Source organism: Bifidobacterium dentium JCM 1195 = DSM 20436, from assembly GCF_001042595.1.
Taxonomy (GTDB): Bacteria; Actinomycetota; Actinomycetes; order Actinomycetales; family Bifidobacteriaceae; genus Bifidobacterium; species Bifidobacterium dentium.
Genome location: NZ_AP012326.1, coordinates 1,082,397 through 1,102,928, shown reverse-complemented (window position 1 = coordinate 1,102,928; position 20,532 = coordinate 1,082,397). Strand labels below are relative to the sequence as shown.

The following is a 20,532-nucleotide window of genomic DNA, read 5'->3' as shown; positions in this document are numbered from 1 at the left end:
TCTGCTTGAAAGGAGTGTGAATCATGTTTCACCATATTACGGCCGTCGCCGCCGTCTCTTCCCTGACAACGGCGAACGGTTTCCTGACCGTCGCCGCCGGATTGACCGATTCGGATCTCTCGAGTCTGAACGTGAGCCCGAACTTCAGTTTCTTCCCGTTCATGGAGCTTGTGCAGAACATGGTCGGCGGCCTGTGGGCGATGAGCCTGTATATCGCCATCGCCGCCTGGATCTGCGCCGCGATCGCATGGATCATGGGCAGGGTGATCCATTCGGGTCCGATGCAGCAGTATTCCGGCACCGTGTTCATCTGGTGCGCTCTGGCGACGATGATCCTGGGCAGTTCCATGGCGATCGTGAAGTTCTTCGCGACGCAGGCGCTGTTCTGAAAAGGATGATGCCCTTTCAATCCGATGGGCGCCGTGGCCGTGCCACGGTCGCGGCACCTTTCTGCGATGACGCGGGGAGGCGCGCATGTCCGAGATAGTCCAGACCGTTCTCAGCAATTTCATCGACTGGCTTTTCAAACCCCTGGATAACGCGGCCAGCAGCATGATCACGGGCGCGTTCACCGGCACGGCCGGAACGGTGTCGAACAGTCAGTGGAACATCGCGATCACCGCCGCGAACCGTATCGGCTGGATCATGGGTTTCGTGAACATGGCGATATGCATCATCGGCTCGCTGCATGCCGCGGTCAAGGGCAGCGTGGCCGAATCGGTCAAGAGTTTCGCGATGTGCGTGCTCGCCTGGCCTTTGACCGCGGTCAGCGTGAGCGTGATGATCACGTTGGAGGGTATCGTCGGGACAGTCAGCGCGAAGATCCTGAACGTGCAGTTGTCCGGCGATACGGCTTCCGGCGCGTTCAGTGACAGTGTCGTGTCGAATCTGGTCGGTACCGCGACGAAATACGGTGCGCAGGCCGACATGCTGATCCGGCTGGTCGTCTATGTCCTCGTGTGGTTCGCATCCCTGGCGTTGTCGGGCATGCTCGCGGCCAGATTGCTGAGCCTGGTTCTTCTGGCCGCCGTGGCTCCGCTACCGATCATGATGTCCGGCTGGAGGACCACCCGCCCGGCCGCTTTGAAATGGGTCGAGGCGGTGGCCGGCGTGATGCTGGTCAAACCGTTGTCGGCGTTGATCCTCATGGTCGGCAGCGCACTGCTCAACGTCGCGAACAACGATACGAACGTCTCCTCGTCGTTCTTTCCCACCCTCATCGGTTTGGCGACGTTGTTCATGTGTTGTTTCAGTCCGCGTCTCGTCATGCCCGCGGTGAGTTTCATCGGCGCCAACGTGACCGGTGAGATGCAGGAGCGTGGCGGCAAGGTCGGTCCCGGCGCCGTCAAGACCGCGGCCCAGGTCACGGCGGGTATCGTGGCTTCGGCCACGGCGGGCCTGTCGGGCGTCGGCGGCGCCACGTCCGGTCTGGCGGACATGGTCGGCGGCATGCTCAGGGGAGACGCGTCCGGTGCGGGCGAAACCATCGGCGACATGCTGGGCGGCAAAGACGACAAATCCGACGGCAAGGGCAAGCATTCGGATTCCGACTCCTCACCCACCGTGGACGCAGCCGGCCGGAACCAGTCGGACGCGTCCGACACGTCGGGTCAGACCGGCACGGAGGACGGTCTGCCGACGACCATGCCTTCCCAGGCGCCGTCACCGGATCGTGTTCCCGGCACCGATGACGCGGGCCGGTCCGTTGTGGACGGGGTCGACGTCCAAACGTCCGGCATGCCGCAGCCCGAACCCGTTTCCGGGATTCCCGCCGCGGACGGCGGACGGGACGGTTCCGGTTCCACGTCACCTTCCCCGGGCGTGTCCGGCGCGCCTGGAGGCCGGGGAGGCGACGCCACCGCTTCCGGAGGAACGGGAGGCCATGGCGGCGATTCCAGCTCGTCGTCGCGGTCCCGGTCACAGGGCGGCCGGGGAGGCGACGCCACCGCGCATGGCGGCACGGGAGGCCGTGGCGGCGATGGCGGCGTCGGTTTCCCCACGCCATCGCCCGGCGGTCCGTCGGGTCCGACCGTCGGCTGACCTGGTTTTCCCTTTATTCGGGTCGTGTCCTCGGGATTCCACGTGGAATCCTAGGCGTGGCCCGTTTCCCTTTTGTCCGGGTCATGCCGTGATCGCATATTTTGGAGGTGTCGGATCCCATGGATGCACAGGAAAAGACCAAGGTCCCGGCCGCGTCGTTCAGTCGACTGTCGGCCACGAACGTGCTGTTCGGCCTGGACAAGGCGCAGTTGATCGTCACGGTCATGGGCGTCGCCCTGCTGGTCGCGGGAGGTGCCATGGGATTGAACGGCCCGCTGATGATCGTCGGCGGGCTGGCCATCGTGTATGGCGTGATGCGCGTGCATGGGCTGAGCCTGTTGTCGTGGACGTGGATCTGGATGCGATGGCGGGCTAGGTTGAAGGACGGTACGAACCGTTGGGCCTACAGTCCCCTCGCCGCGGGCCGCCCGTTGGGCGCGCTCGGCCTGTATGGGCATGCCGAGGATCGGGCGCAGGCCATCGAGGGCCGTGACGTGGAGGTCATAGGCACGCCGTTCATGGGCGCCTGCTATCTGTGGGATCCCGACAAGCGTCAGGCCACCGCCACGTTGACCGCGCACGTCGAGGAGTGGACGATGTCATCCGACGAGGGCAAGGCCTCCCGGGCGATGGCGTTGAACACGATGCTCAAGGACCTGTCCGAAACGGACGGGTTCGTCGAACTGAAGGAGACGAGTTTCGTCCTGCCGGGACCCACTCCCCCGGAACCCGCGTATCTGCGGGATGAGTCGACCCCGCAGTGGGCCCGTGACGATCTGTCCGACCTGTGGCGCATGCCCGACATCCTCACTCCTTTGCAGAACGTGAACTACATCAGCGCGAGCGTGTCGGCCGACCGGCTTGCGGGCGTGAACCGTCACGCGAAGACGGAACGCGCGAGCGTGGGCATCGCGTTGGGCGAGCTTGTCAAACGGACCATGGCGCCCGACCTGCTGGATTGCGGCGCCCGACGCGGCAGCATCCACTGGTGCGATGTGGACGACCTGCGCTATCTGATCCGCACGGTCGCGGATCCCGAGCATGCGGCCGATCGCGTCCACGTCAACAGGGATGATCCGACGGTGACCTGGTGCGAGGAAGCCAAGGAGCATGACTACATCACCTTGGATTCCTGCGTCGCGAGAACGTATTGGGTCTACCAATGGCCCGACACCGACGTGCAGGCCGGTTGGATCCGTGACCTGGTCGCCGGTAAACGCATGATGGCGTTCTGTCATATCTGGCGTCCGTTGACGATGGACCAGTCGGAAGCGGACCTGCGCAACAGGAAGAGCAGCATCCGCCAACGTAGCAGGCTGCAGGACCAGCGCGAGAAGAACCGCGACGAACGTCGTGAGGAGAAGGAACAGCGGCTACGTGAGCTCGAACAGGAGGCGAACTGGCCCGATACGGATCATCAGGGCTTTATCGCCCTGTTCGCGAAAAGCCTGCCGGACCTGGACGTGTTCGACCGTGACATGCAGCAGAAGGCCAAGAACTGGCATATGAGGCTCTCCTCGATGAAGGGCCAGCAGCGGGCCGCGTTGACCGCGATCCTGCCATTGGGTATCTGAGCTGTTGTCGATTGAGCTCGTTCCTCTTGGACGTGCTCACGATGAGATTCCTGATTCAAGCGATGATGCCGTGAGCATTACGAAGATTTCGGCGTGACAGCTCCCGCGGAAACAAGTTCTTCATTCCATCGCATATCCGCGTCGACGGTCGCGAGGTGGCCTCGGACCTGCGCATCACGGCCGAGGGCGGCTGGCTCGAACGGACCCGGACGTTGACACATGGCAGAAGGGACGAGCGCCTTCTCGAGATTGCCGGCCGTATCCTCGGATGAACGCCCGGACCGGGGAAAGGAACCTTTGGACCGTGGGCGGCGAGCCGTTCGTCCTGCCTGTGGACGCCTGAGATTCCCGTGGGGCGGGGCCGATCCGGGTTTTGGCGGGTAGTATGAGGCATGTGGTCGTGTCCGTCGTGGCCCGTTGGGCGGGAAGGTGGTTTTGATGAGCGTCGAACGTCTTCTGATGTGCGCACGTCGCCCGGTGCTTTCCTTCGATTACGACCGACGTCGCGCCTGCGCCGTCGGGACTGGCACGATCCTAGACAGGGCGAGGCTTCCGTTGGAATTGACCACGCACGGCAAGAGCGCGGTCTACGCGAAACGGGTCGACATGTGGTGGCGCCGGCGGGCCATCCCCTCCTCACGGGACGGCATCCGCCGCGCGTTGGATCTCCTTGGGGTGCGTTCCACGGTGGATCTCCTGAACCGGTCGTACGGGTTGAGCCTATCCGACCAGTATTGGGTCAGGGACGCTTCCGACCCGGTACGTTGGGAGGACGTCAACTTCTTCGACAATCCATTCGACGAGGAGTTCGGGCGAATGCTGCTCACCCCTGTCTCCTCGTCCCACGGGTTCAGCCTCAACGTGCCGGACGCGTCCACCGGCGGCGACCTGCCCAAACGTTGGACCATCGGCCCGTCCGGTGTGAGGGTCCTCGTCAAGGGCGGCAGGACCGGACAGGAACCCGTCAACGAGCTCATAGCCTCGCGTCTCGCGCGCGGATTGGGCATCCGGGCCGTGGAGTACCGGCTCGGGGAATACGGCAACCGTCCCGTCAGCCTGTGCGACGAGATGCTCTCCCGTGACGAGGAACTGATCCCCGCATGGCAGCTCATGGGATCCATCAAGCGTGACAACAGGCTGAGCATGCGGGATCAATGGCTGTCGGACGCGGTCTCGCTGGGTTGCACGCGCAAAGCCGTCAGCGACGCGACCGACGATTGGCTTCTCGTGGACTGGCTGGTCCGTAACATCGACAGGCATTACAACAATTTCGGCCTGATCAGGAACGTGGACAGTCTTGAGGTGCGGCCCGCCCCGTTGTTCGATACGGGGATGAGCCTGTGGGCCGGCGAGTTGAGGGTGGACAATGCCGATTACAGGACGAAACCGTTCTATTCGACCTATAAGGCCCCTACGGCGTTGCGTCAGCTGCGTCTCATCGCGGATTGGTCGAGGTACGATCTTGACGTTCTGGCGGATTGGCCCGACGAGGTGGCCCACCGTCTGACGGCCAACGGCATGCTTTCCCCGGTCCGTATCGAAGCGATCAGGTCGAGCCTCGTGAAGCGTGTCGCAACGGCCGTGACGGTCCGTGACGAGACGGTCTCATCCAATCATGGGACCACATGTCTCACCATCCCCCGGCCTACGCCGGACCGGTCGACGGACGATCTTCCCATGCCCTCGTCCTCGGATGCGGAGGATCCTTTCCCTGGACCGGCCCTTTCCGTCGCCGACGATGCCGGGCTGCGGTAGCGTTCCTCTCCGTTTCCGGTGTCCCTATTATCGTCTTTCGACCCGTTCGGTGCATGTGGGTATGACGGAGGGTCTGTCCGGGATGGGCCCGGACATCATGCGGAAACGGGGCGAACGAATGACGAACGATACGGCCGAACCCGATCTGGCGCGTCTGGCCCGCAGGCGGATCATCGACCACATGGACTGCGACGACTGCACGGAGGACTACGTGCTCCTCATGCGCCAGGACGATCGTGAGTTCGACAACGTCGCCCTGGCATGGGAGCCTTCCCCCGGGATCCATCTCGGTCGCGCATATGCGGAGGAGATGCTGCGCGGATGACAGGCGAACGAGGATCGTCGCCGCGGGATGGTTAGCCCACTTGTCATATTCAGGATTGGTGCATAACGCCTCCACCGTTTCTATGAGAGGGTTGATATTGACATGCCCGGTCGCGCATTCGATTTTCTGTCTGTACACACTGACTTCGTCCTTCAGTGTGTCCTTCTGTTTCTTCAGGTCTTCGTTTTCCTACCGAGGCCGGCGGTTATCCGCGCGCAGTTCCCTCTTCGATTTGAACATCTGGCATATCCTTTCCGTCGCCCGTCCGTACCATTCGTTTCAACATCTACCACGGATCTCGACGCCTAAGGCCGTTTTCCCGGAAATCCACGGCCCCGGATATGAAAAAGGTCCACGACGCTCCCGAACGTCGTGGGCCTTCTCGTGCCATCGCGTCATGCGGCCTGCAGGCGATGCTCCTCGTGGTGCGCGCGGGCATCCTGGATGATGAGGGCTTTCAGGTATCTGCTTTTATTAAGTCCCTCGCGTTTCGCCGCGTACTCTATGTACGAGCTCCACGAGGCCGGGACACGGAAGCGTTCCTGTACGCTTTTCTCACGTTTTTCATCGCCCGTCGGGCGGCCCGGGCCGGCCAGCGCGGTGAGGATGGCCGTGGCATCGGCGTCCTCGGCCATGAGCGAGGCCATCAGGTCGGAAGCCCGGCCGCCCGTGAACTGCGCGGCCGGAGCTGTCGTGGGGGCCGGGTCGTTTTCGTCGGCCAGCCGTTCGTAGATATCGGTCATTGCTATCGTCTCCATTTCATCCAATAGTCACGCCATTTGTCAGTCAGATGCTCGACATGGAACACGAGCATGTCGCGTCCTTGCGGTCGTGCGAGCACTTCTATCAGGTCGTCATGCCATGCGCCGGGACGGCGCAGGCATATGACGAGCGCCGCCGTGTTGCCGGGTGTTCCGGGCGGGATGGATGGGTCGGCGGGGTCAATGAGCGCGATCCATTCCGGGTGCGCCATGGCCCTGCGTATCTCATCCTCGTCAAGCCGATCCTCCTCGAAATGTTTGTAGGCCGATTTGGAATCGAAGATAATCACGGAAATAATTGTACCACAATTATTGGGCCGGGTCGGGCTCTCGGTTTTCCGATCGCGGAGGTCTTTTCCGATGGGTGTGTTCGGAATGCGTGCGGGGGAAGGCGAAGCGATCGTGTCCCGATGCCTCATCCATCGCCCATCCGCGTCTGCAGTGCATGTGGATATGACGGAAGGCCCGTCCGGGATCGGCCCGGACATCATACGGAAACGAGGCGAACGAATGACGAACGATACGGCCGAACCCGATCTGGCGCGTCTGGCCCGCAGACGGATCATCGACCACATGGACTGCGACGACTGCACGGAGGACTACGTGTTCCTCATGCGCCAGGACGATCGCGAGTTCGGCATCGGACTGACCACGGTCCTCGCGTGCCTGGCATTCGCCGAACACGAGCGGGCGATACCACCACTGCCACCGGAATGGTGGATAGGAATCAACAGGAGATACCGGTAGACCCCGTCCGAACCGTCGATGGTCGAACGGCTCTACGATTGGAACCGATATCGGTTCCAATCGGAGGTGTCCTATGGATGTGTTCAAGACCCGTGTCGGGGAATGCAGGGCCATTGCCATCAGTCAGGAGAATTATTTCATGGAGACCAAGGGCATGGAGCCTTTCGTGGTTGCGGAGGGCGGGCATAGGAGGTTGTACGCGGTCTGTCCCGAATGCGACAATCCCGTCCGCATGGTCGGTCTGAACCGTCGCGAACTGGATGCCGGTCATCGACGCCCGTATGGAAGACACGTCGGGCATGACGTGCCTGGAGTGGCCGTATATGACGAGACGGCGTATCTGGAATGCTCGTATTCGAATCCGGGATATCATCGTGATCCCGGTTCGCGTCGTCCCCCGTCCAATCCCACGGCATTGGCCTTGTACCGGATTATGAGGGACCGGTTCGACCGGGTGGAATACGCGTGGCGGCGCGCTTCGGGAATACGCCTTGGCATCAAGAGACTGCAGAGGGCGTTGATCCTATGGCGGAACGACAAGGCATGGCTGAATTACGATTCCACCTACTGCAACCTGCCGCAGATGTTGTTCATGGGATTGCCGGAACAGGACCTGTACGGTCAATGCGTGTCCAAGGATGGTCCGGTCGCTGCGGCTCTTTCCACTCTTGACGACGTCAGATTGGAACCCGTGGATTTTTCCGAGGAATACGTTCGCGTTTCCACCACACGTTTCACCAACGTCACGTTCACGCTCGGTCCTCCATCCAAACGGAAGGACGGCGAGCATATGGTCGAATACTTCCCGCTATGCCTGTTGCATGAGGGACGTCAGATCGGCGGTTTCATCCAGGTTCGTACGGATCCGGAATGGTTCAGCCGCATATTGAACATGCCTGATTGGCATGAGAGCCGTCGCCTGTTGGGGTTGGCGGCCGACGTGCTGGGATAGGTTATCGGCGGGTTCGTTTCGATCGTGGATCGTCGGCATCCGCCCCGTCGCATCGTTTCGCGTGACGATATCGGATACGGGTCGCGTGATGGTCATGACGGGACGGGAGAGCCGGTCCGTGGACGCCTGCTCCTTTCTCCGGACGCTTCCCCCTGTCCGGGATCATTTCCCCTTGGCCATTCATGGTCTCTCCCCCGCTCCCGTCCTCGGATAATTGAACAGGCCGTGTCCGAAGGTTCTCTCCGTTCGGGCATGGATGCCGGCCCCGACGCGTCTCTTCCCCTTCTTCTCTCTCTGAGCGTCGGGGCCGGCCGTTTTCCGTGGCGGAATCCACGACGAGCCCCGAAGGAGGAGACGCGAATGGAAGGATTCAATGCCGACTGGATGCCGACGGCGTATGACACTGCGGCCGGCACCGATGACGGCGGGAGGCATGATCGTCGTGATCGTCGTCCCGGCGGCTTTCCCATGGTGAGGATCATCGCCATAGGCGCGGCCGTATGCGCGGTGGCGGGTGTCGGCGGCATCATCCTCGTGGATCGGATGGATATGGCGCATGACGGGAACGTGACGGCATGCGAGCGGGCCGTGCTGTCACGCGACCGTCAGGCCGGCCTGTTCGACAAGGATTCGGAACGGTACGGGACAAACATCGACGTGAGGGCGTTGCGTAAGGCCGACGAGGACCTGGCACGACGCTGGGTCAAGGCGAGGAACCGTCCGAGCGTGTCGGAGATCAGCTGCGACGCGGATCATGACAATGCGACGTTGAAGAGGGCCAAGGAAAAGGCCGACGGTGAAGCCACGCGGATGCGCAAGGCCCGCAGGACCCTGAAGTCCCTGTACGGGAAGGCGTCGGACGTGCTGGGCCGCACGGCTTACAAGGACAGGCGCGAACGGTTCCATACGGCGTTGGAAAAGGCCGAACGCACGTTGGACGATACGCGGGACGCGGACCTGAACCTGCCGTATCTGCGCACGAGACTCGGCCAGGAGTACGACAAGGCGAAGGAAATGGATGCGGGGTCGGCCGATCCGGACGAATTGGATCGCATGGCCTCCATCCTTGAATCATTGTCGGAGCAGACCGTGGATTCCATACGTGCCGGCCAGGGGTCGGAGGAGGATGACGGATGACGGCGGGAACGCGTTCCGCCGGAACGGGGAGGCATGGATGAACTGGACCGATCTGGCAAGAGGCGTCATGTACGCGGTGGAGCTTATCCTGTGCGTGAAGGTGCTGGGCGATCGGATGATGCCGGCAGGCCGTCACGGTCCCGACCCGTCCACGGGCATGGCCCGTGGACTGCGTGCTGCGGGATGGATTCTGACGGTGTTGTACGCGTGCGGCGTGGGCAAGAGCCTGATGTACCTGCGGTTCGGGTGGGATGATGATGTGCTGCCGGTCGATTACGTGAATCTGGCATTGGTCACGGCCAACACGCTCGTGTGGATCATCCTCGCCTGGCGGCATCGCGGACGCTGACTGCCGGACCGTTCCCCGTGCCCTTCATGGCGTCATGGCCTTATGGTCTTGCCTGAGGGTTCCATGGCGAAGGATTCCGTGACGTGGGGGCCGGGTGGAAACGGAACGGCTGGTCCGCCACGAGCCTGCGTGCGGGGACATCGCGCGTGAACGGGTCCTCGAACGCCCACCGGTACGTTCCCGGCTTGTCCCGGGTGAGGAGCGGGAGCCTTTTGACCTGGATGGGGATCGAATCATATCGCGGGTTGGAGAATACGCCGCCCCTGCCGAGGTAGTCGTTGATGATGAAGTTGACTCCCTGGATGGCGCCGCAGTGTGAACAGTTGACGGCCAGGTAGCTTTCCCCCATGAGTTTCGAGTAATTCGTCCTCACCGACAGTTCCCTGCCGATCTGGATTTTGAAGGCCCGTGAGAGGAATCCCATGTCGTCCAGGACGTTCCAGGCGACGATCCGGTCATGCCGGTATCCCCACCGGTCAAGGAACGTGAACACCATCGCGCTTTCCAGATACCGGAACGAGCATCTGTAGCATCCGTTCGGCGACCATGCCCATACGAGACCGTTGTCCACGAGCATGTACGAGGGCGGGATACGGAACGGTTCCTCCTCGTCGAACCAGTCCCCGTCCTCCCTGCCCGTGATGGGTCGGAATTGAACGCTCATGGCCTCTCCTTCCATTCGCCCGGCATACGGGATTTTCGTATCATCAACGCTATCATCATAGGGGATCGCCTGCAGGAGAACGTCCCGTCGTACGGCACAGGCCACGTTGGAGGATCTGATGGAACAGGTGCGCGAAAGCGCCGGATGGTGGGAAGGAGACATTCAGTGAATTGGGTGAACCTGTTGAAAAGCCTTGTATGCGTGCTGAATCTCGTGGCGTGCGTCCGACTGGTCGGACCATACATGATCCCGAACGGTTCCCGTCGATGTTCGGAAGAACAACGGCGGCGCGACTCGGTGTGCCGATTGGCCGGGTGGATCGGCGTGCTCGCCTACTCGTACGGGTTGGGTCATGGGCTCATGCGCATACGGGATGGTTGGACCGGCACTGTTTCCGGCGTGGATGTGATTCTGCTGGTGGTGCAGGCCGTGAATCTGATGGTCTGGGCGTACCTGCTCGTCCGCACACATGGCAGGAGCCTATGAATCCTTTGGATGGACTCGTCCATGGTCTGTGAATAGAATCGTATAGACCTTGAAGCCTGACCCCGTTTTGGTCGTGGGCGGGGTTTCGGGTCCGGAACAGATGGCATGCTGCCGCAGGCGTCCGATGACGATGGCCGCGTCATCCGCGATAGCGGGACGTCTCGTCCAGCGGCTGGACCAGATGGCCGGAACGGGCCGAAGCCGTTCATCCTCCCTGACAAGGGAGCGTCAAGTCACGCAGAAGACTGTAAAAAGACTTGCCGTCTGCTTCCGAAGGGGCGTTGGTTCGACGCCCCTTCTTTTTTCGCGGGAGGATCGGGTTTGAACGTCACCAGGGAGAAGGAGCGCATGCTTGGCGAGGCGCGCAAGGCCGCCCTGTCGTACCAGTGTCTCGTTGGCCGGACCACGCGAATCGTCTGTGACGACGGTTTCGAGGTGGCGATACGGTGGAGGGCTGAGAACTTCGCTCACTTGTGTGGCTTGGATTATTATGCCGACGACCATCGCAGGCGGTCATTGCCCGCACGTCGTCTGTATGTCGATCTGCTCGCGCGGAAGCGTATCTCTCCGAAGAGGGTCGCGCCGACCGGTGATGCGAACTGGTTGAAAGCCAAGGCCGATGTGATTGCCGGCGCATTCGAATTGGATAAGGCCGAACTCGTGGTGGAGTCGGGCAATAGTCGTGTCCGATTGTATTTCGGTGGCTCGGCATGGCATCTTGGTCTGGGACGGGATGACAACGGACTGTATTATCCGAAGTCGTTGAAGAAGGGACCGACGTCCGATGAAAGGAAACCGGGAACAAGCCTCCACTATGTCCGGAGTATCGACCTTCTGAGTTGACTGCTACGTGGTGCTCCCATGGCGTTCCGCGACTCCTGTTTTCCATCCGCAACCGTTTCCCGGATTCCGAACTCCATGGGCGGACGTTCCTTCCGGGCCGCCAGACCGAAAAACCCATGCTTCTCCCCTGCCGATATTGTCAGGGGGTTATGTGGGTAGTATGAGCATATCGAAAAGACATCAAGGAGGAACCGTCATGGAAGAGAAGAACACTGTCCCGGCAGCCATTCCACCGGCCGGCACGGAGGACATTCCAACGAGGAGGGACCGCAGGCCGATCATCATCGCCGTGGCGGCCGTCGCGGCGACCGTCCTGGCTGTCGGCGGCGTGTGCGGATACAGGGTTTACGAGAACCATCGGGTGTCTCTGGCGCGCCAGGCGTGCGCATCGGCCGTCGCGGATCAGTCGAAGGCCGTGAAATCGTATAAGGCGCTGCTCAACGCGGACGCCACGACGGCCGCGTTGAAGACGGATGCGACAAGCGTGAAGGACGCGAAGACCCTTGACGCGTTGAAGCAGGCCGTTGGGGTGGAGACGCCCGGCATGGTCAGGTGCGACGCGTCCGACAAGACCGGTCTGGACGAGGCCGCCGCGAAGGCGGACAAGACGACCAAGGGCGTGAAGGCGGATGCGAAGACGTTGGAGTCGGCCGTCAGGGCGGTCGAATCGTCGAAGCTCGACAAGACGGTGGCCGACGCGGACGGACTGTACTCGTCGACGGATGGCAAGGTCCAGGACGAGAAGACCCGTGAGGCGTTGAAGCAGGCCATCGCCAAGCGCGACGCGGATGCCATCGCCAAGGCCGTGAAGGCCGTGAACGATTCGAAGGCGGCGAAGGACAGGGCCGACGCCGAGGCCGCCGCGAAGGCGCAGGCCGAACAGGAGGCCGCGGCCCAGGCGGCCGCCGCACAGCAGGCCCAACAGCAGGCGCAGGCGCAACGCTCGTACTCGTACGGTTCGTATTCGTCCGGCGGCTGGTCCGGTTCCGCCGGTGGACAGTCCTATTCCGGCGGATCGTATTCAGGCGGCTCCCAGGGAGGCTCTTCCTCAAACGCGGGCTCTTCCTCGTCTTCTGCCTCTGACGACATCCACTACGACTGGGAAGACAATACTGGGGATCAATACAATTGCCAGCCGGATAAATTCTGTCCACTTGGATGACTCATTTTCCCCTTGTCCTTCGCAGGCCCCGTCCATTTTTGGACGGGGCCGTTTTCGTTCATACGGCATACGCCCCGAATCGATATTGCCCCTCATCGAGGCGTGCGCGCGTGGAATGGATTGGATGGAGGGGAAACGCGTTTCCGCCATCCGGCGTTCCCGGCCCGCATAGGCGGGGAACGAATCTGCAGGCAGAAATATCTGAAAGGAGACGGGACATTGGGTTCCACAAACAAGAAATGGGGCAAAACCGCTCTGGCGACCATGGTCGCCGCAGCGACCCTGTGCACTCCGGTGGCCGGAGCGCTCGCGGCTGACGGCGGCGGCGGATCCGGATCCGGGTCCGGGTCGGGCGACGGCACCGCAGGCGGCACCGGCACTATCAGCTGGGTGTACAAGGACTCCTTCGGCGCGCCGACCCGTGAGAACGTGAAGGCCGCGATGGCGTCCGCTGGCGTGCGGTCGATGGACGGCGCCGAATCGAACCAAGTCATCGACGATGCCGTCACCGGCGCGAAGGACGAATGCGTGGCGCGCGCGAAGGCCTCCGGCAACCAGAGCCCGGACTGCCGCCTCGTGTCCGTGGGTTTCGTGCATACGCCCGGCGCGTCCGGCGACTGGTACACGGGCGCGAACGGCACCTTCAATGCCGCCCAGTGGAAGAAGGCCTACAACGATTCCGGCATTCCGGGCAACACTTATTCCTATCAGGGAGTCAACTACACGACCCGTTCGTTCTTCTCTGATGGACAGACTTCCATCAATAGTCTCGCCATCCGTGAGATGGACAAGGCCCCACGCGCCGTCATCGCCATCGTCCTCGACCAGGACGAGCCGCCGGTCGACACTCCACCGGCGGCTCCGACCAAGCGCATCAGCGACGGCGTCAGCGCGGACTCGATGACGAACACCACGACCATTGAATCCAAGACCGGCAGGAAGGGCACCAAGCTCGACTTCAAGGACACGTTCGACCCGCATGGCCAGCAGTACACCGTGTCGAACCTGAAGGTCACCGACAAGACCGCCGGCAAGGACATGACCGGCTCCTACACGTTCAACAGCGCCAACGGAGCCACACCGTCCGGCAACGTGCTGACCGCCACATGGAACGGCGGAAGCCTGCCCGACGACCATGATTTCGAGTTCGCATTCGACGTGACCGTGCACACGCCCGAGACCAGCCTCGTCAAGGACAAGGGCCACGTGTCCTGGAAGGGCGTCACCAAGAGCCAGGACAAGGACACGCCCGAACACGAGTTCCCGACCTGGAAGCCGAACCCGGACAAAAGCTGGGTCAAGTGGGACGCCAAGTCCAAGACCTGGAAGACCGTCATCGACCCGACCGAAAGCAACACGACCGGCGCGGACGACAACGTCTTCCTCGACGGCGACAAGGCCGCCAGCGCGGTCAACGCGACCGTCGCGAAGGACCTCGTCAAGGACCAGCTCGCCACCTTCCAGATCGAGGACGACTACGCGAACGCCGACTACCTGTTCGACGCGGACGCGAAGTCCGAGATCCGCGTGTACGAGGCGGACGCCGACCGTGAGGACCAGTCCAGCGTCAACGGCATCAACACCGTCGGCAAGGACGTGACCGACCAGTACACGATCACCGTCGAGGACACCAAGGTCACCGCCACCGCGAAGGCCGCCCATTTGAAGGAACTCACCGGCATGGCGAAGGCCAGGCAGGTCACGCTCCTGATCCCCGGCAAGATCAACTTCGCGAACGGCAAGGGCGCGGCCCAGGTCCGTAAGGACATGGGCGTGGCCGAGGGCGACGAGACCACGTTCTGCACCGCCGGCAAGGACGGGCACGCGTTGACCAATGCGGGCAAGGAGATCGTCAACAACCAGGCCGTCAGCACGAACGAGCCGAAGATCTGCGGCTACGTGCCGCCGGTCAGGAAGGACGTCGTGTCCGAGGCCAGCCAGGGCGGCGAGCAGGAAAGCGTGCAGGGCAAGGTCGTGTTCCCGGGCCAGAAGGTCGAATACCAGCTGGCCACCACGCCGAAGCTCCCGTCCCAGCTCGCGGACGACGTCGAGCAGGTCGTCTTCACCGACACGTACGACCAGTATCTCGTGCCGGACAAGCAGACCCTGGAGGTCCGCGACCTGGAATCCGGCAAGACCATTTCCAAGAAGCAGTATTCGACGAAGTGGGACGAGAAGTCCCACAGCTTCCGCCTCGACTTCACGGCCGCGTACGTGAAGGCGAACTGGGGCAAGGGCCAGAACCCGCGCGTGCTCGTCCGCTTCGAGGGCACCGTGAGCGAGAAGGCCCCGACCGACCACAGGGTCGGCAACCAGTGGGGACTCACGTTGAACAACAGCCTGACCCCGTCGAACAGGGTGTACAACACGCCCCCGGAACTCGTTCCGAAGAAGGAGGACGTGTCCAGCAAGGACAAGACCGTCAGCATCGACGGCAAGACCCTGCTCCTGTGCGACACCGGCAACTACGTCGTGACCCTGGACGCGAAGCACCTGTCCAAGGACTCCACCGCATACAAGGTCCAGCGTCTCGGCATCGTCGATGATTTCGACGACGAGTACCTGGACGTCGACCAGACCAAGATCGAAGTGTTGGACGAGAAGGGACAGGACGTGACCGGCAAGTTCAACGTCCAGATCAAGGACGGCGTCGCCTACGTGTTCGCGAAGACCGTCGACACCGAGATTCCCGCGACCGGCGAGACCGTGAAGGGCGACCCGCAGCCCTCCGACCTGCGGGAGTACTCGACCCGCAAGCTCGACGCGATGACGGATCCGGCGATCGACCAGAACCTCCTCGGCCAGGAATACCAGGTGATCATGCCGTACAAGGTCTCCAAGGTCAAGGACGGCTACACGGTGATGAACAAGGCCATCCAGGTCACCAACGATCTGAGCAAGGAGACCAACGAGGTGTCCAACCCGTTGAAGCCCATCAACCCGAAGAAGGACGTGACCGTCAAGGTCGGCGGCGAAAGCATCGACGGCAAGTCGGTGTATCTCAACCGCACCTTCCTCTACCAGCTCGACAGCTCCATCCTGCCGGCCGGCCGAGCCTACCCGCAGGTCGACCAGTGGAAGATCGTCGACCCGCTGAACACCGCATACGACCAGTACACGGGCCAGTGGGCCGTGTACGCGAGCCGTGACCTGTACAGGGACGGCAAGGTGATCGCCGCGAAGGGCGACAGGATCGCCGGCAACGGCTTCGACTCCTCGAAGTTCGGCGGCGACCTGTTCGACGCATCCGCCGACGACAAGGGCGTTGTGACCGTCGAGGCCACCGAGGCCTATCGCAAGCTCGTGTCCGCGGACAACGACCATGAGAACGGCTGGCGCGCGTACATCCAGTGCAAGCGCGTCAAGGTCGGCGAGAAGATCGAGAACCAGTTCACCGAGTATCTGAACGACAAGGTCCTCCCGTCCAACATCGTGTGGACCCGTACCCCGGACATGACCCCGAGCATCCACATCGAGAAGTACGACGTGGAGTCCGGCGAACAGGCCGGTGACCGCGACGATGTGAAGGACGCGTTGAAGATGGCCGGCGACAGCCAGCAGATCGCGTTCAAGATCACCAACACGTCCAAGACCGACTCCTCGACCGGCGAGGGCGCCTGGTATCTGGCCAGGGATCTGCAGATGGTCGACAAGACCATCGCCGGCGAGGGCGAGGTCGTGGACCTGAAGTATCCGGACGATTGGGACACCCTCGTGCTCAAGCCCGGCGAGTCCACCATCGTGACCGGCACGCTCAAGGGCGTCCGGCAGGGCGGCAGGCACACCGACCGCGTCAAGGTCACCGGCACGCCGCTCGTCGAATGCCCCGTCACCGACACCGACCCGTTCGGCGGCAAGAACGACGAGACCCGTCCGTCCAACGCCGTCGACGTCAAGGACGGCGACAAGACCGTCACCCTGTGCTCCGACACGAAGGTCGAGTCCAACACCGACGATTGGAGCGGCTACCGCCCGTCCCTCGCCCGGACCGGCGCCGCGATCGGCGGCATGCTGCTCGCCGTGATCGCGGTCGGCGCTCTTGGCACGGGCCTGCTCCTGGCACGCCGCAAGGCGGCCGGCACCGGCCCGCGCGGCGCGCACTCCGGCAGGTGAGCGAGAAGATCCCGTCAATGATCCCGTTTCCCAGCCCACGCCATGGGACGGGAAACGGGATTCCACGGGCCTGGCACCGTGAAGGGGTGGAGGATGATCCGGCGAACGGCCATCCTCCACCCCTCCTTCTTTCTCGATTCCATGCCCCAACGTCGGTCCCCCGTCCGGAACGGCCGGTTTCCTTTCCGGCTCCGGTCCGCTCAGGGGTCCGTTTGGCGTGTTGCGGGAATCGTGGATACATTGGGGGTATGGCTTGAACTTCATGCCCTTCCTTCCGTCCGGGAGGCCGGGCATGTGGTTCATGTCTTACCGTACGGGAACTTTCCGTCGCGCCGCTCATGCCGTTTCATCGCAGTGAGCCGGGTCGTCTGGCGGAGGGTAATGCAAACACGGGTTCCCATGCGGGGCCGGAACGTAAACCGCACCGTTCCGGCTTTGATTCTTTTTTCTGAGGGACGGCGATGCCTCCATTGCTGCCATGGAAGGGTCCGGATCCGATCATCGTGTCACGTAGGCCGATGATGGCTGGGCGGATGCCTGCGAACGGCTCGGAGTCGACCGTGACGCGGCCCGCCGTGCCACCGATGATTTCCTTTTCCTTGACTTCCCGTTGCGTAACACGGACCGGCACCGCAACGATCTCGGCCTGATAAGGGATGTGGAGGCCTTCGCGATCAGACTGGCGCCGATCTTCGACAGCGGGGCGAGCCCGCGGAACGGCATGGAACCTGATGCCATGAACAACGGCGACTGTCGGACGAAACCATTCCGGATCGACGATTAGGGAGACGGGGACAATGCGTACCGGCGGCTGTCCCTCATCGACGATCGGGGCAAATACGATCCGGACCGGCTGGCGGACGTGCCCGCCATCATCCATGGCCAGCTTTCCTCCGACCAGCGTCTCTCCCCCGTCGTCACGGAACGAATCGTCTCCGCGATGAGGGAACGTTCGTCGGTCATCAGAGATCGGCGAGACGTTTTTCATCCGACACCGCACAATCCACCGATCCGATCGCCGATCCGGAAGACGGCCGGGCCGATTCCCGTCAATGCGGTCCCGTGACCGGTCGGAGGCAGCATGGCCTTCCGTCGCCGCGTCCCTTGACAATCCCTCCCTCATGCGGGAATCGCCGAATGGGCAAGGAAAGGGAATGGCGTGGCCGTCCCATCCGCGATATCGCGGGCGTGCGGGGTGGTTCCTCCGGAAGACCTCTCGCCTATGGGAAGGAACCGTGATGGGGCTCGTCATCGACATCGTATTGTTCGTCGCCGGCATGGCCGGTGGCATGTTGGTCGTCTCCCTATGCGTCGCGGCGCGTATGGGGGACATGCAGGCGCGGCGCCTGCATTCGGAACGGGACCGTGCCGGCCGGGACCTGGAATGATATCGCGCCGTCCCGTACGGATATCGGCCCGCCCTCACGTGGATTGGACGGAGGACGATCCTCGAGAGCGTCTTCCGACGTGTTTCATCGGTGAGGGAGGATCCAAATGCCAGCAATCATCATGGTCGTTCTCATGGCCGGCGCGGCGACGTTCCTGTACAGGGCGTTCGTGCTGCTGACCGTCAAGGAGAACAGCACGACGGTGGGTCGCAGGGCCAAGGACCGTGTGCTCGCCATGGGTATGAGGAAACGTAGATCCAGGGCGATCGTGATGCTCGTGTGCGCCGTGGTCTGCTTCCTGCTCATGATCACGGTCGGCATCGTGCTCGCCCATTCGGGCTATGCGGTGTGACGGCCGCGTCAATGGGGAAAACAGGCCGGCTCACCCGGCCTGTCCGTCGGTCCCGTCCGGTGGAACGCTTCACCGGACGGGACCGCGTTCCGTAACGTTTTTCAAGGATCGGACCGATGTGGACATGATGACGGAAGAGAACGAACGATGGGAGAACGCCGACGACGCCGACACGGACGGGATCGCCGGGGACGACGCCATTCCCGCATTGGAGGATGACGGGCATCGTCTCGGCTCCCAGGCACGTCGCGGAGCCGACTGCATCGGCTTCGTACCCGCCCCAACCAGGCCGACGCTCCTGGAACTGGCATGGCTGCAGGCATCGGCCGAGGCGCGACTGGACGGCATCGATCTGCCGCCCGTTCCCCCGCACGCGTTCACACGGGCCGACGGGAACGCGGTATCGGATGCGAGAAGCCGCCTGTCGGGCATGGTCGCCGGGCAGATCCGCAAAGCCCGGAAGGCGCGCAGGGAGCGTCTGGGCGACGCCGCCGGCCAGCTTCCGTTGGGCTCGCCCACGCCCATCGATTTCATCACCAAGGACTTCAACGCCCGTCCGCTGATCCCCTGGCATCAGACCAGCACGGGTCGTGCGGGCGTATTGACCACGTTCGTCGCCGGCAGCGGCGCTCCCGTGATCCCCGGCCCGCCCGTCGGCCTGGACGTGTTCAGCCGTGAACTGTTCACCTTCGACTGTTGGGGCACGTACGATGCCAGGCTGACCACCAGTCCGGACATCTTCACGTCGGGATTGCGCGGCCAGGGCAAGAGCTTCTGCATGAAGACCCTCGCGGTCAGGGAGATGGGCTACGGCCGGCACGTGATCGTCCAGTCGGACCGTCAGAGCGAATGGGTGCGCATCGCACGGGACATTCCCGGCGGACAGGTCGTTTCCCCGGGCGCGGGCAACTATCTCAACCCGTTCGCCATGCCCGACGCGAGCCATCTGACCGGCAGGGAGGAGCGTGAGGCGTTCCGCCAGGAGGTCCTGGCCGGCCGCAAGAGCGCCGTCATGGCATTGGCCGAAGCCGTCCGCGAACAGGATCGGCCCTTCCCGTTGGACAAGGACATGCTGTCCTTGATCGACCAGCTGATCGCCTCGTACGACACCGGGCCAATGACGTTGGAGGCGGCCGTGGACCGTCTGAGCGACTGGCAGTGGGTGGATTCCGTGTACGCCAACATCCGCGGCTTCGAACATTACCGGGATCTGGCGCGTGAGAAGGCCAGCGAGGCCGCGCGAGTGTTCGCGCCCATGGTCCACGGGGGAACGATGAGCGGCATGTTCGATCGGGAAAGCACCATCACGTTGGATCCGGACGCGCCGATCATCGTGTTCGACACTTCCGGCCCCGTGTTCCAGGATCCCACATTGAAACGCGTGTACACGGCCGCGGTCAGCTCGTGGATCGACCGTCTGCTGCAGGCGCGCGACGGATTGCGCCGCATCATCGTGTGCGAGGAGGCGTGGGACCTGCTGAGCAACCCGCAGCTGGTCGACTCGTTGCAGACCAGGCAGCGTTCCGCCGGCCATTGGGGTTGCGCCACATGGCTGATCGTGCACGGCGTCGCGGACATGACGCAGGTGTTCAACCAGGGATCCGGCCTGCGCGGCAAGGTCGAACAGCTGATGAACCTGATGGAGACGAAGATCATCTACCGTCAGGGAGGCGAGAACATCGCACTGCTCAACCAGCTGGTTCCCGATCTGAGCGAGGACGAGCTGGACATGATCCCGCAATTGGCGCAGGGATTCGGCATCTGGCGTATCGGCCGGTCCCATCCGCGCATGATTCTTCCCGTCGCGGGCCCCCGTTGGGCCGCGACGTTCGACACTTCCGGACTGCGCAAGGCATCCTAAGGCCACGGGACCCGGAAAAAGGC

20 protein-coding genes are annotated in these 20,532 nt (G+C 62.9%); 16 read left to right on the top strand and 4 right to left on the bottom strand.

Features of this window, described 5'->3' with window-relative positions; genetic code table 11:
- Positions 1 to 23: 23 nt before the first annotated feature.
- From BBDE_RS04760 to BBDE_RS04740, 5 genes are all read left to right on the top strand, one after another.
- A complete protein-coding gene (locus BBDE_RS04760; protein ID WP_003840419.1) occupies positions 24 to 389 on the top strand; it encodes a hypothetical protein in 366 nt (121 codons plus the stop codon).
- A gap of 85 nt (positions 390 to 474) precedes the next feature.
- Positions 475 to 2,040 (top strand): type IV secretion system protein, encoded by a 1,566-nt coding sequence (locus tag BBDE_RS04755; RefSeq protein ID WP_003840420.1) that lies wholly within the window; start codon positions 475 to 477, stop codon positions 2,038 to 2,040.
- A gap of 119 nt (positions 2,041 to 2,159) precedes the next feature.
- Complete coding sequence (locus tag BBDE_RS04750; protein WP_012902103.1) at positions 2,160 to 3,614, top strand: PrgI family protein; 1,455 nt, start codon at positions 2,160 to 2,162, stop codon at positions 3,612 to 3,614.
- 438 nt (positions 3,615 to 4,052) lie between these two features.
- Entirely contained in the window at positions 4,053 to 5,369 is a 1,317-nt protein-coding gene (locus tag BBDE_RS04745) for a HipA domain-containing protein (RefSeq protein ID WP_012902102.1), read from the top strand.
- Positions 5,370 to 5,487: 118 nt separating this feature from the next.
- Complete coding sequence (locus BBDE_RS04740; RefSeq protein WP_033489777.1) at positions 5,488 to 5,694, top strand: hypothetical protein; 207 nt, start codon at positions 5,488 to 5,490, stop codon at positions 5,692 to 5,694.
- A 395-nt stretch (positions 5,695 to 6,089) separates the two neighbouring features.
- On the opposite strand, the gene BBDE_RS04735 is transcribed toward BBDE_RS04740, so the two are convergent.
- Together BBDE_RS04735 and BBDE_RS04730 are read right to left on the bottom strand one after the other, a co-directional pair.
- The gene (locus BBDE_RS04735) at positions 6,090 to 6,437 is read right to left on the bottom strand and encodes a hypothetical protein (RefSeq protein WP_003843910.1); all 348 of its coding nucleotides are present in this window, start codon (positions 6,435 to 6,437) and stop codon (positions 6,090 to 6,092) included.
- Positions 6,438 to 6,439: 2 nt separating this feature from the next.
- Entirely contained in the window at positions 6,440 to 6,745 is a 306-nt protein-coding gene (locus BBDE_RS04730) for a hypothetical protein (protein WP_003840436.1), read from the bottom strand.
- Positions 6,746 to 6,965: 220 nt separating this feature from the next.
- On the opposite strand from BBDE_RS04730, the gene BBDE_RS04725 reads away from it, so the two are divergent.
- The 4 genes from BBDE_RS04725 to BBDE_RS04710 all read left to right on the top strand — a co-directional run bounded on the left by BBDE_RS04725 (position 6,966) and on the right by BBDE_RS04710 (position 9,640).
- On the top strand, positions 6,966 to 7,202 hold the full coding sequence (locus BBDE_RS04725; RefSeq protein ID WP_012902099.1) for a hypothetical protein: 237 nt from the start codon (positions 6,966 to 6,968) through the stop codon (positions 7,200 to 7,202).
- A 73-nt stretch (positions 7,203 to 7,275) separates the two neighbouring features.
- Positions 7,276 to 8,154, top strand: a complete 879-nt coding sequence (locus BBDE_RS04720; RefSeq protein WP_003840440.1) for a hypothetical protein — start codon at positions 7,276 to 7,278, stop codon at positions 8,152 to 8,154.
- A gap of 360 nt (positions 8,155 to 8,514) precedes the next feature.
- Positions 8,515 to 9,291 carry a hypothetical protein gene (locus tag BBDE_RS04715; RefSeq protein WP_012902098.1) on the top strand — a complete coding sequence of 259 codons (777 nt, stop codon included), beginning with the start codon at positions 8,515 to 8,517 and terminating at the stop codon, positions 9,289 to 9,291.
- Positions 9,292 to 9,328: 37 nt separating this feature from the next.
- A complete protein-coding gene (locus BBDE_RS04710; RefSeq protein WP_012902097.1) occupies positions 9,329 to 9,640 on the top strand; it encodes a hypothetical protein in 312 nt (103 codons plus the stop codon).
- A 40-nt stretch (positions 9,641 to 9,680) separates the two neighbouring features.
- On the opposite strand, the gene BBDE_RS04705 is transcribed toward BBDE_RS04710, so the two are convergent.
- Positions 9,681 to 10,304 carry a hypothetical protein gene (locus tag BBDE_RS04705; protein WP_012902096.1) on the bottom strand — a complete coding sequence of 208 codons (624 nt, stop codon included), beginning with the start codon at positions 10,302 to 10,304 and terminating at the stop codon, positions 9,681 to 9,683.
- A gap of 165 nt (positions 10,305 to 10,469) precedes the next feature.
- On the opposite strand from BBDE_RS04705, the gene BBDE_RS04700 reads away from it, so the two are divergent.
- The 4 genes from BBDE_RS04700 (at position 10,470) to BBDE_RS04685 (ending at position 16,908) form a co-directional block, all read left to right on the top strand.
- Complete coding sequence (locus BBDE_RS04700) at positions 10,470 to 10,790, top strand: hypothetical protein (protein ID WP_003843888.1); 321 nt, start codon at positions 10,470 to 10,472, stop codon at positions 10,788 to 10,790.
- Positions 10,791 to 11,111: 321 nt separating this feature from the next.
- On the top strand, positions 11,112 to 11,633 hold the full coding sequence (locus BBDE_RS04695; RefSeq protein ID WP_228369758.1) for a PBECR4 domain-containing protein: 522 nt from the start codon (positions 11,112 to 11,114) through the stop codon (positions 11,631 to 11,633).
- A gap of 196 nt (positions 11,634 to 11,829) precedes the next feature.
- Complete coding sequence (locus BBDE_RS04690; RefSeq protein WP_003840451.1) at positions 11,830 to 12,795, top strand: hypothetical protein; 966 nt, start codon at positions 11,830 to 11,832, stop codon at positions 12,793 to 12,795.
- Positions 12,796 to 13,014: 219 nt separating this feature from the next.
- Positions 13,015 to 16,908: an LPXTG cell wall anchor domain-containing protein gene (locus BBDE_RS04685; RefSeq protein WP_033489300.1), complete on the top strand. Its 3,894-nt coding sequence runs from the start codon at positions 13,015 to 13,017 to the stop codon at positions 16,906 to 16,908.
- Positions 16,909 to 17,254: 346 nt separating this feature from the next.
- On the opposite strand, the gene BBDE_RS11480 is transcribed toward BBDE_RS04685, so the two are convergent.
- The gene (locus BBDE_RS11480) at positions 17,255 to 17,788 is read right to left on the bottom strand and encodes a hypothetical protein (RefSeq protein WP_187116106.1); all 534 of its coding nucleotides are present in this window, start codon (positions 17,786 to 17,788) and stop codon (positions 17,255 to 17,257) included.
- Between the two features lie 358 nt (positions 17,789 to 18,146).
- Between BBDE_RS11480 and BBDE_RS11410 the strand changes: the two genes are divergently transcribed.
- The 3 genes from BBDE_RS11410 to BBDE_RS04670 all read left to right on the top strand — a co-directional run bounded on the left by BBDE_RS11410 (position 18,147) and on the right by BBDE_RS04670 (position 20,509).
- Positions 18,147 to 18,296 (top strand): hypothetical protein, encoded by a 150-nt coding sequence (locus BBDE_RS11410; protein ID WP_003840458.1) that lies wholly within the window; start codon positions 18,147 to 18,149, stop codon positions 18,294 to 18,296.
- 106 nt (positions 18,297 to 18,402) lie between these two features.
- Positions 18,403 to 18,648, top strand: a complete 246-nt coding sequence (locus BBDE_RS04675; RefSeq protein WP_003840459.1) for a hypothetical protein — start codon at positions 18,403 to 18,405, stop codon at positions 18,646 to 18,648.
- Positions 18,649 to 18,772: 124 nt separating this feature from the next.
- On the top strand, positions 18,773 to 20,509 hold the full coding sequence (locus BBDE_RS04670) for a hypothetical protein (protein WP_003840460.1): 1,737 nt from the start codon (positions 18,773 to 18,775) through the stop codon (positions 20,507 to 20,509).
- Positions 20,510 to 20,532 lie beyond the last annotated feature (23 nt).

What these genes read in the sequence shown, in the direction of transcription:
- BBDE_RS04725 (WP_012902099.1), top strand. Translation starts at nt 6,966, where the DNA reads ATGACGAACGATACGGCCGAACCCGATCTGGCGCGTCTGGCCCGCAGA.
- BBDE_RS04735 (WP_003843910.1), bottom strand. Translation starts at nt 6,437, where the DNA reads ATGACCGATATCTACGAACGGCTGGCCGACGAAAACGACCCGGCCCCC.
- BBDE_RS04760 (WP_003840419.1), top strand. Translation starts at nt 24, where the DNA reads ATGTTTCACCATATTACGGCCGTCGCCGCCGTCTCTTCCCTGACAACG.
- BBDE_RS04740 (WP_033489777.1), top strand. Translation starts at nt 5,488, where the DNA reads ATGACGAACGATACGGCCGAACCCGATCTGGCGCGTCTGGCCCGCAGG.
- BBDE_RS04690 (WP_003840451.1), top strand. Translation starts at nt 11,830, where the DNA reads ATGGAAGAGAAGAACACTGTCCCGGCAGCCATTCCACCGGCCGGCACG.
- BBDE_RS04715 (WP_012902098.1), top strand. Translation starts at nt 8,515, where the DNA reads ATGGAAGGATTCAATGCCGACTGGATGCCGACGGCGTATGACACTGCG.
- BBDE_RS04710 (WP_012902097.1), top strand. Translation starts at nt 9,329, where the DNA reads ATGAACTGGACCGATCTGGCAAGAGGCGTCATGTACGCGGTGGAGCTT.
- BBDE_RS04745 (WP_012902102.1), top strand. Translation starts at nt 4,053, where the DNA reads ATGAGCGTCGAACGTCTTCTGATGTGCGCACGTCGCCCGGTGCTTTCC.
- BBDE_RS11410 (WP_003840458.1), top strand. Translation starts at nt 18,147, where the DNA reads ATGGGGCTCGTCATCGACATCGTATTGTTCGTCGCCGGCATGGCCGGT.
- BBDE_RS04755 (WP_003840420.1), top strand. Translation starts at nt 475, where the DNA reads ATGTCCGAGATAGTCCAGACCGTTCTCAGCAATTTCATCGACTGGCTT.
- BBDE_RS04670 (WP_003840460.1), top strand. Translation starts at nt 18,773, where the DNA reads ATGATGACGGAAGAGAACGAACGATGGGAGAACGCCGACGACGCCGAC.
- BBDE_RS11480 (WP_187116106.1), bottom strand. Translation starts at nt 17,788, where the DNA reads ATGGATGATGGCGGGCACGTCCGCCAGCCGGTCCGGATCGTATTTGCC.
- BBDE_RS04675 (WP_003840459.1), top strand. Translation starts at nt 18,403, where the DNA reads ATGCCAGCAATCATCATGGTCGTTCTCATGGCCGGCGCGGCGACGTTC.
- BBDE_RS04750 (WP_012902103.1), top strand. Translation starts at nt 2,160, where the DNA reads ATGGATGCACAGGAAAAGACCAAGGTCCCGGCCGCGTCGTTCAGTCGA.
- BBDE_RS04720 (WP_003840440.1), top strand. Translation starts at nt 7,276, where the DNA reads ATGGATGTGTTCAAGACCCGTGTCGGGGAATGCAGGGCCATTGCCATC.
- BBDE_RS04705 (WP_012902096.1), bottom strand. Translation starts at nt 10,304, where the DNA reads ATGAGCGTTCAATTCCGACCCATCACGGGCAGGGAGGACGGGGACTGG.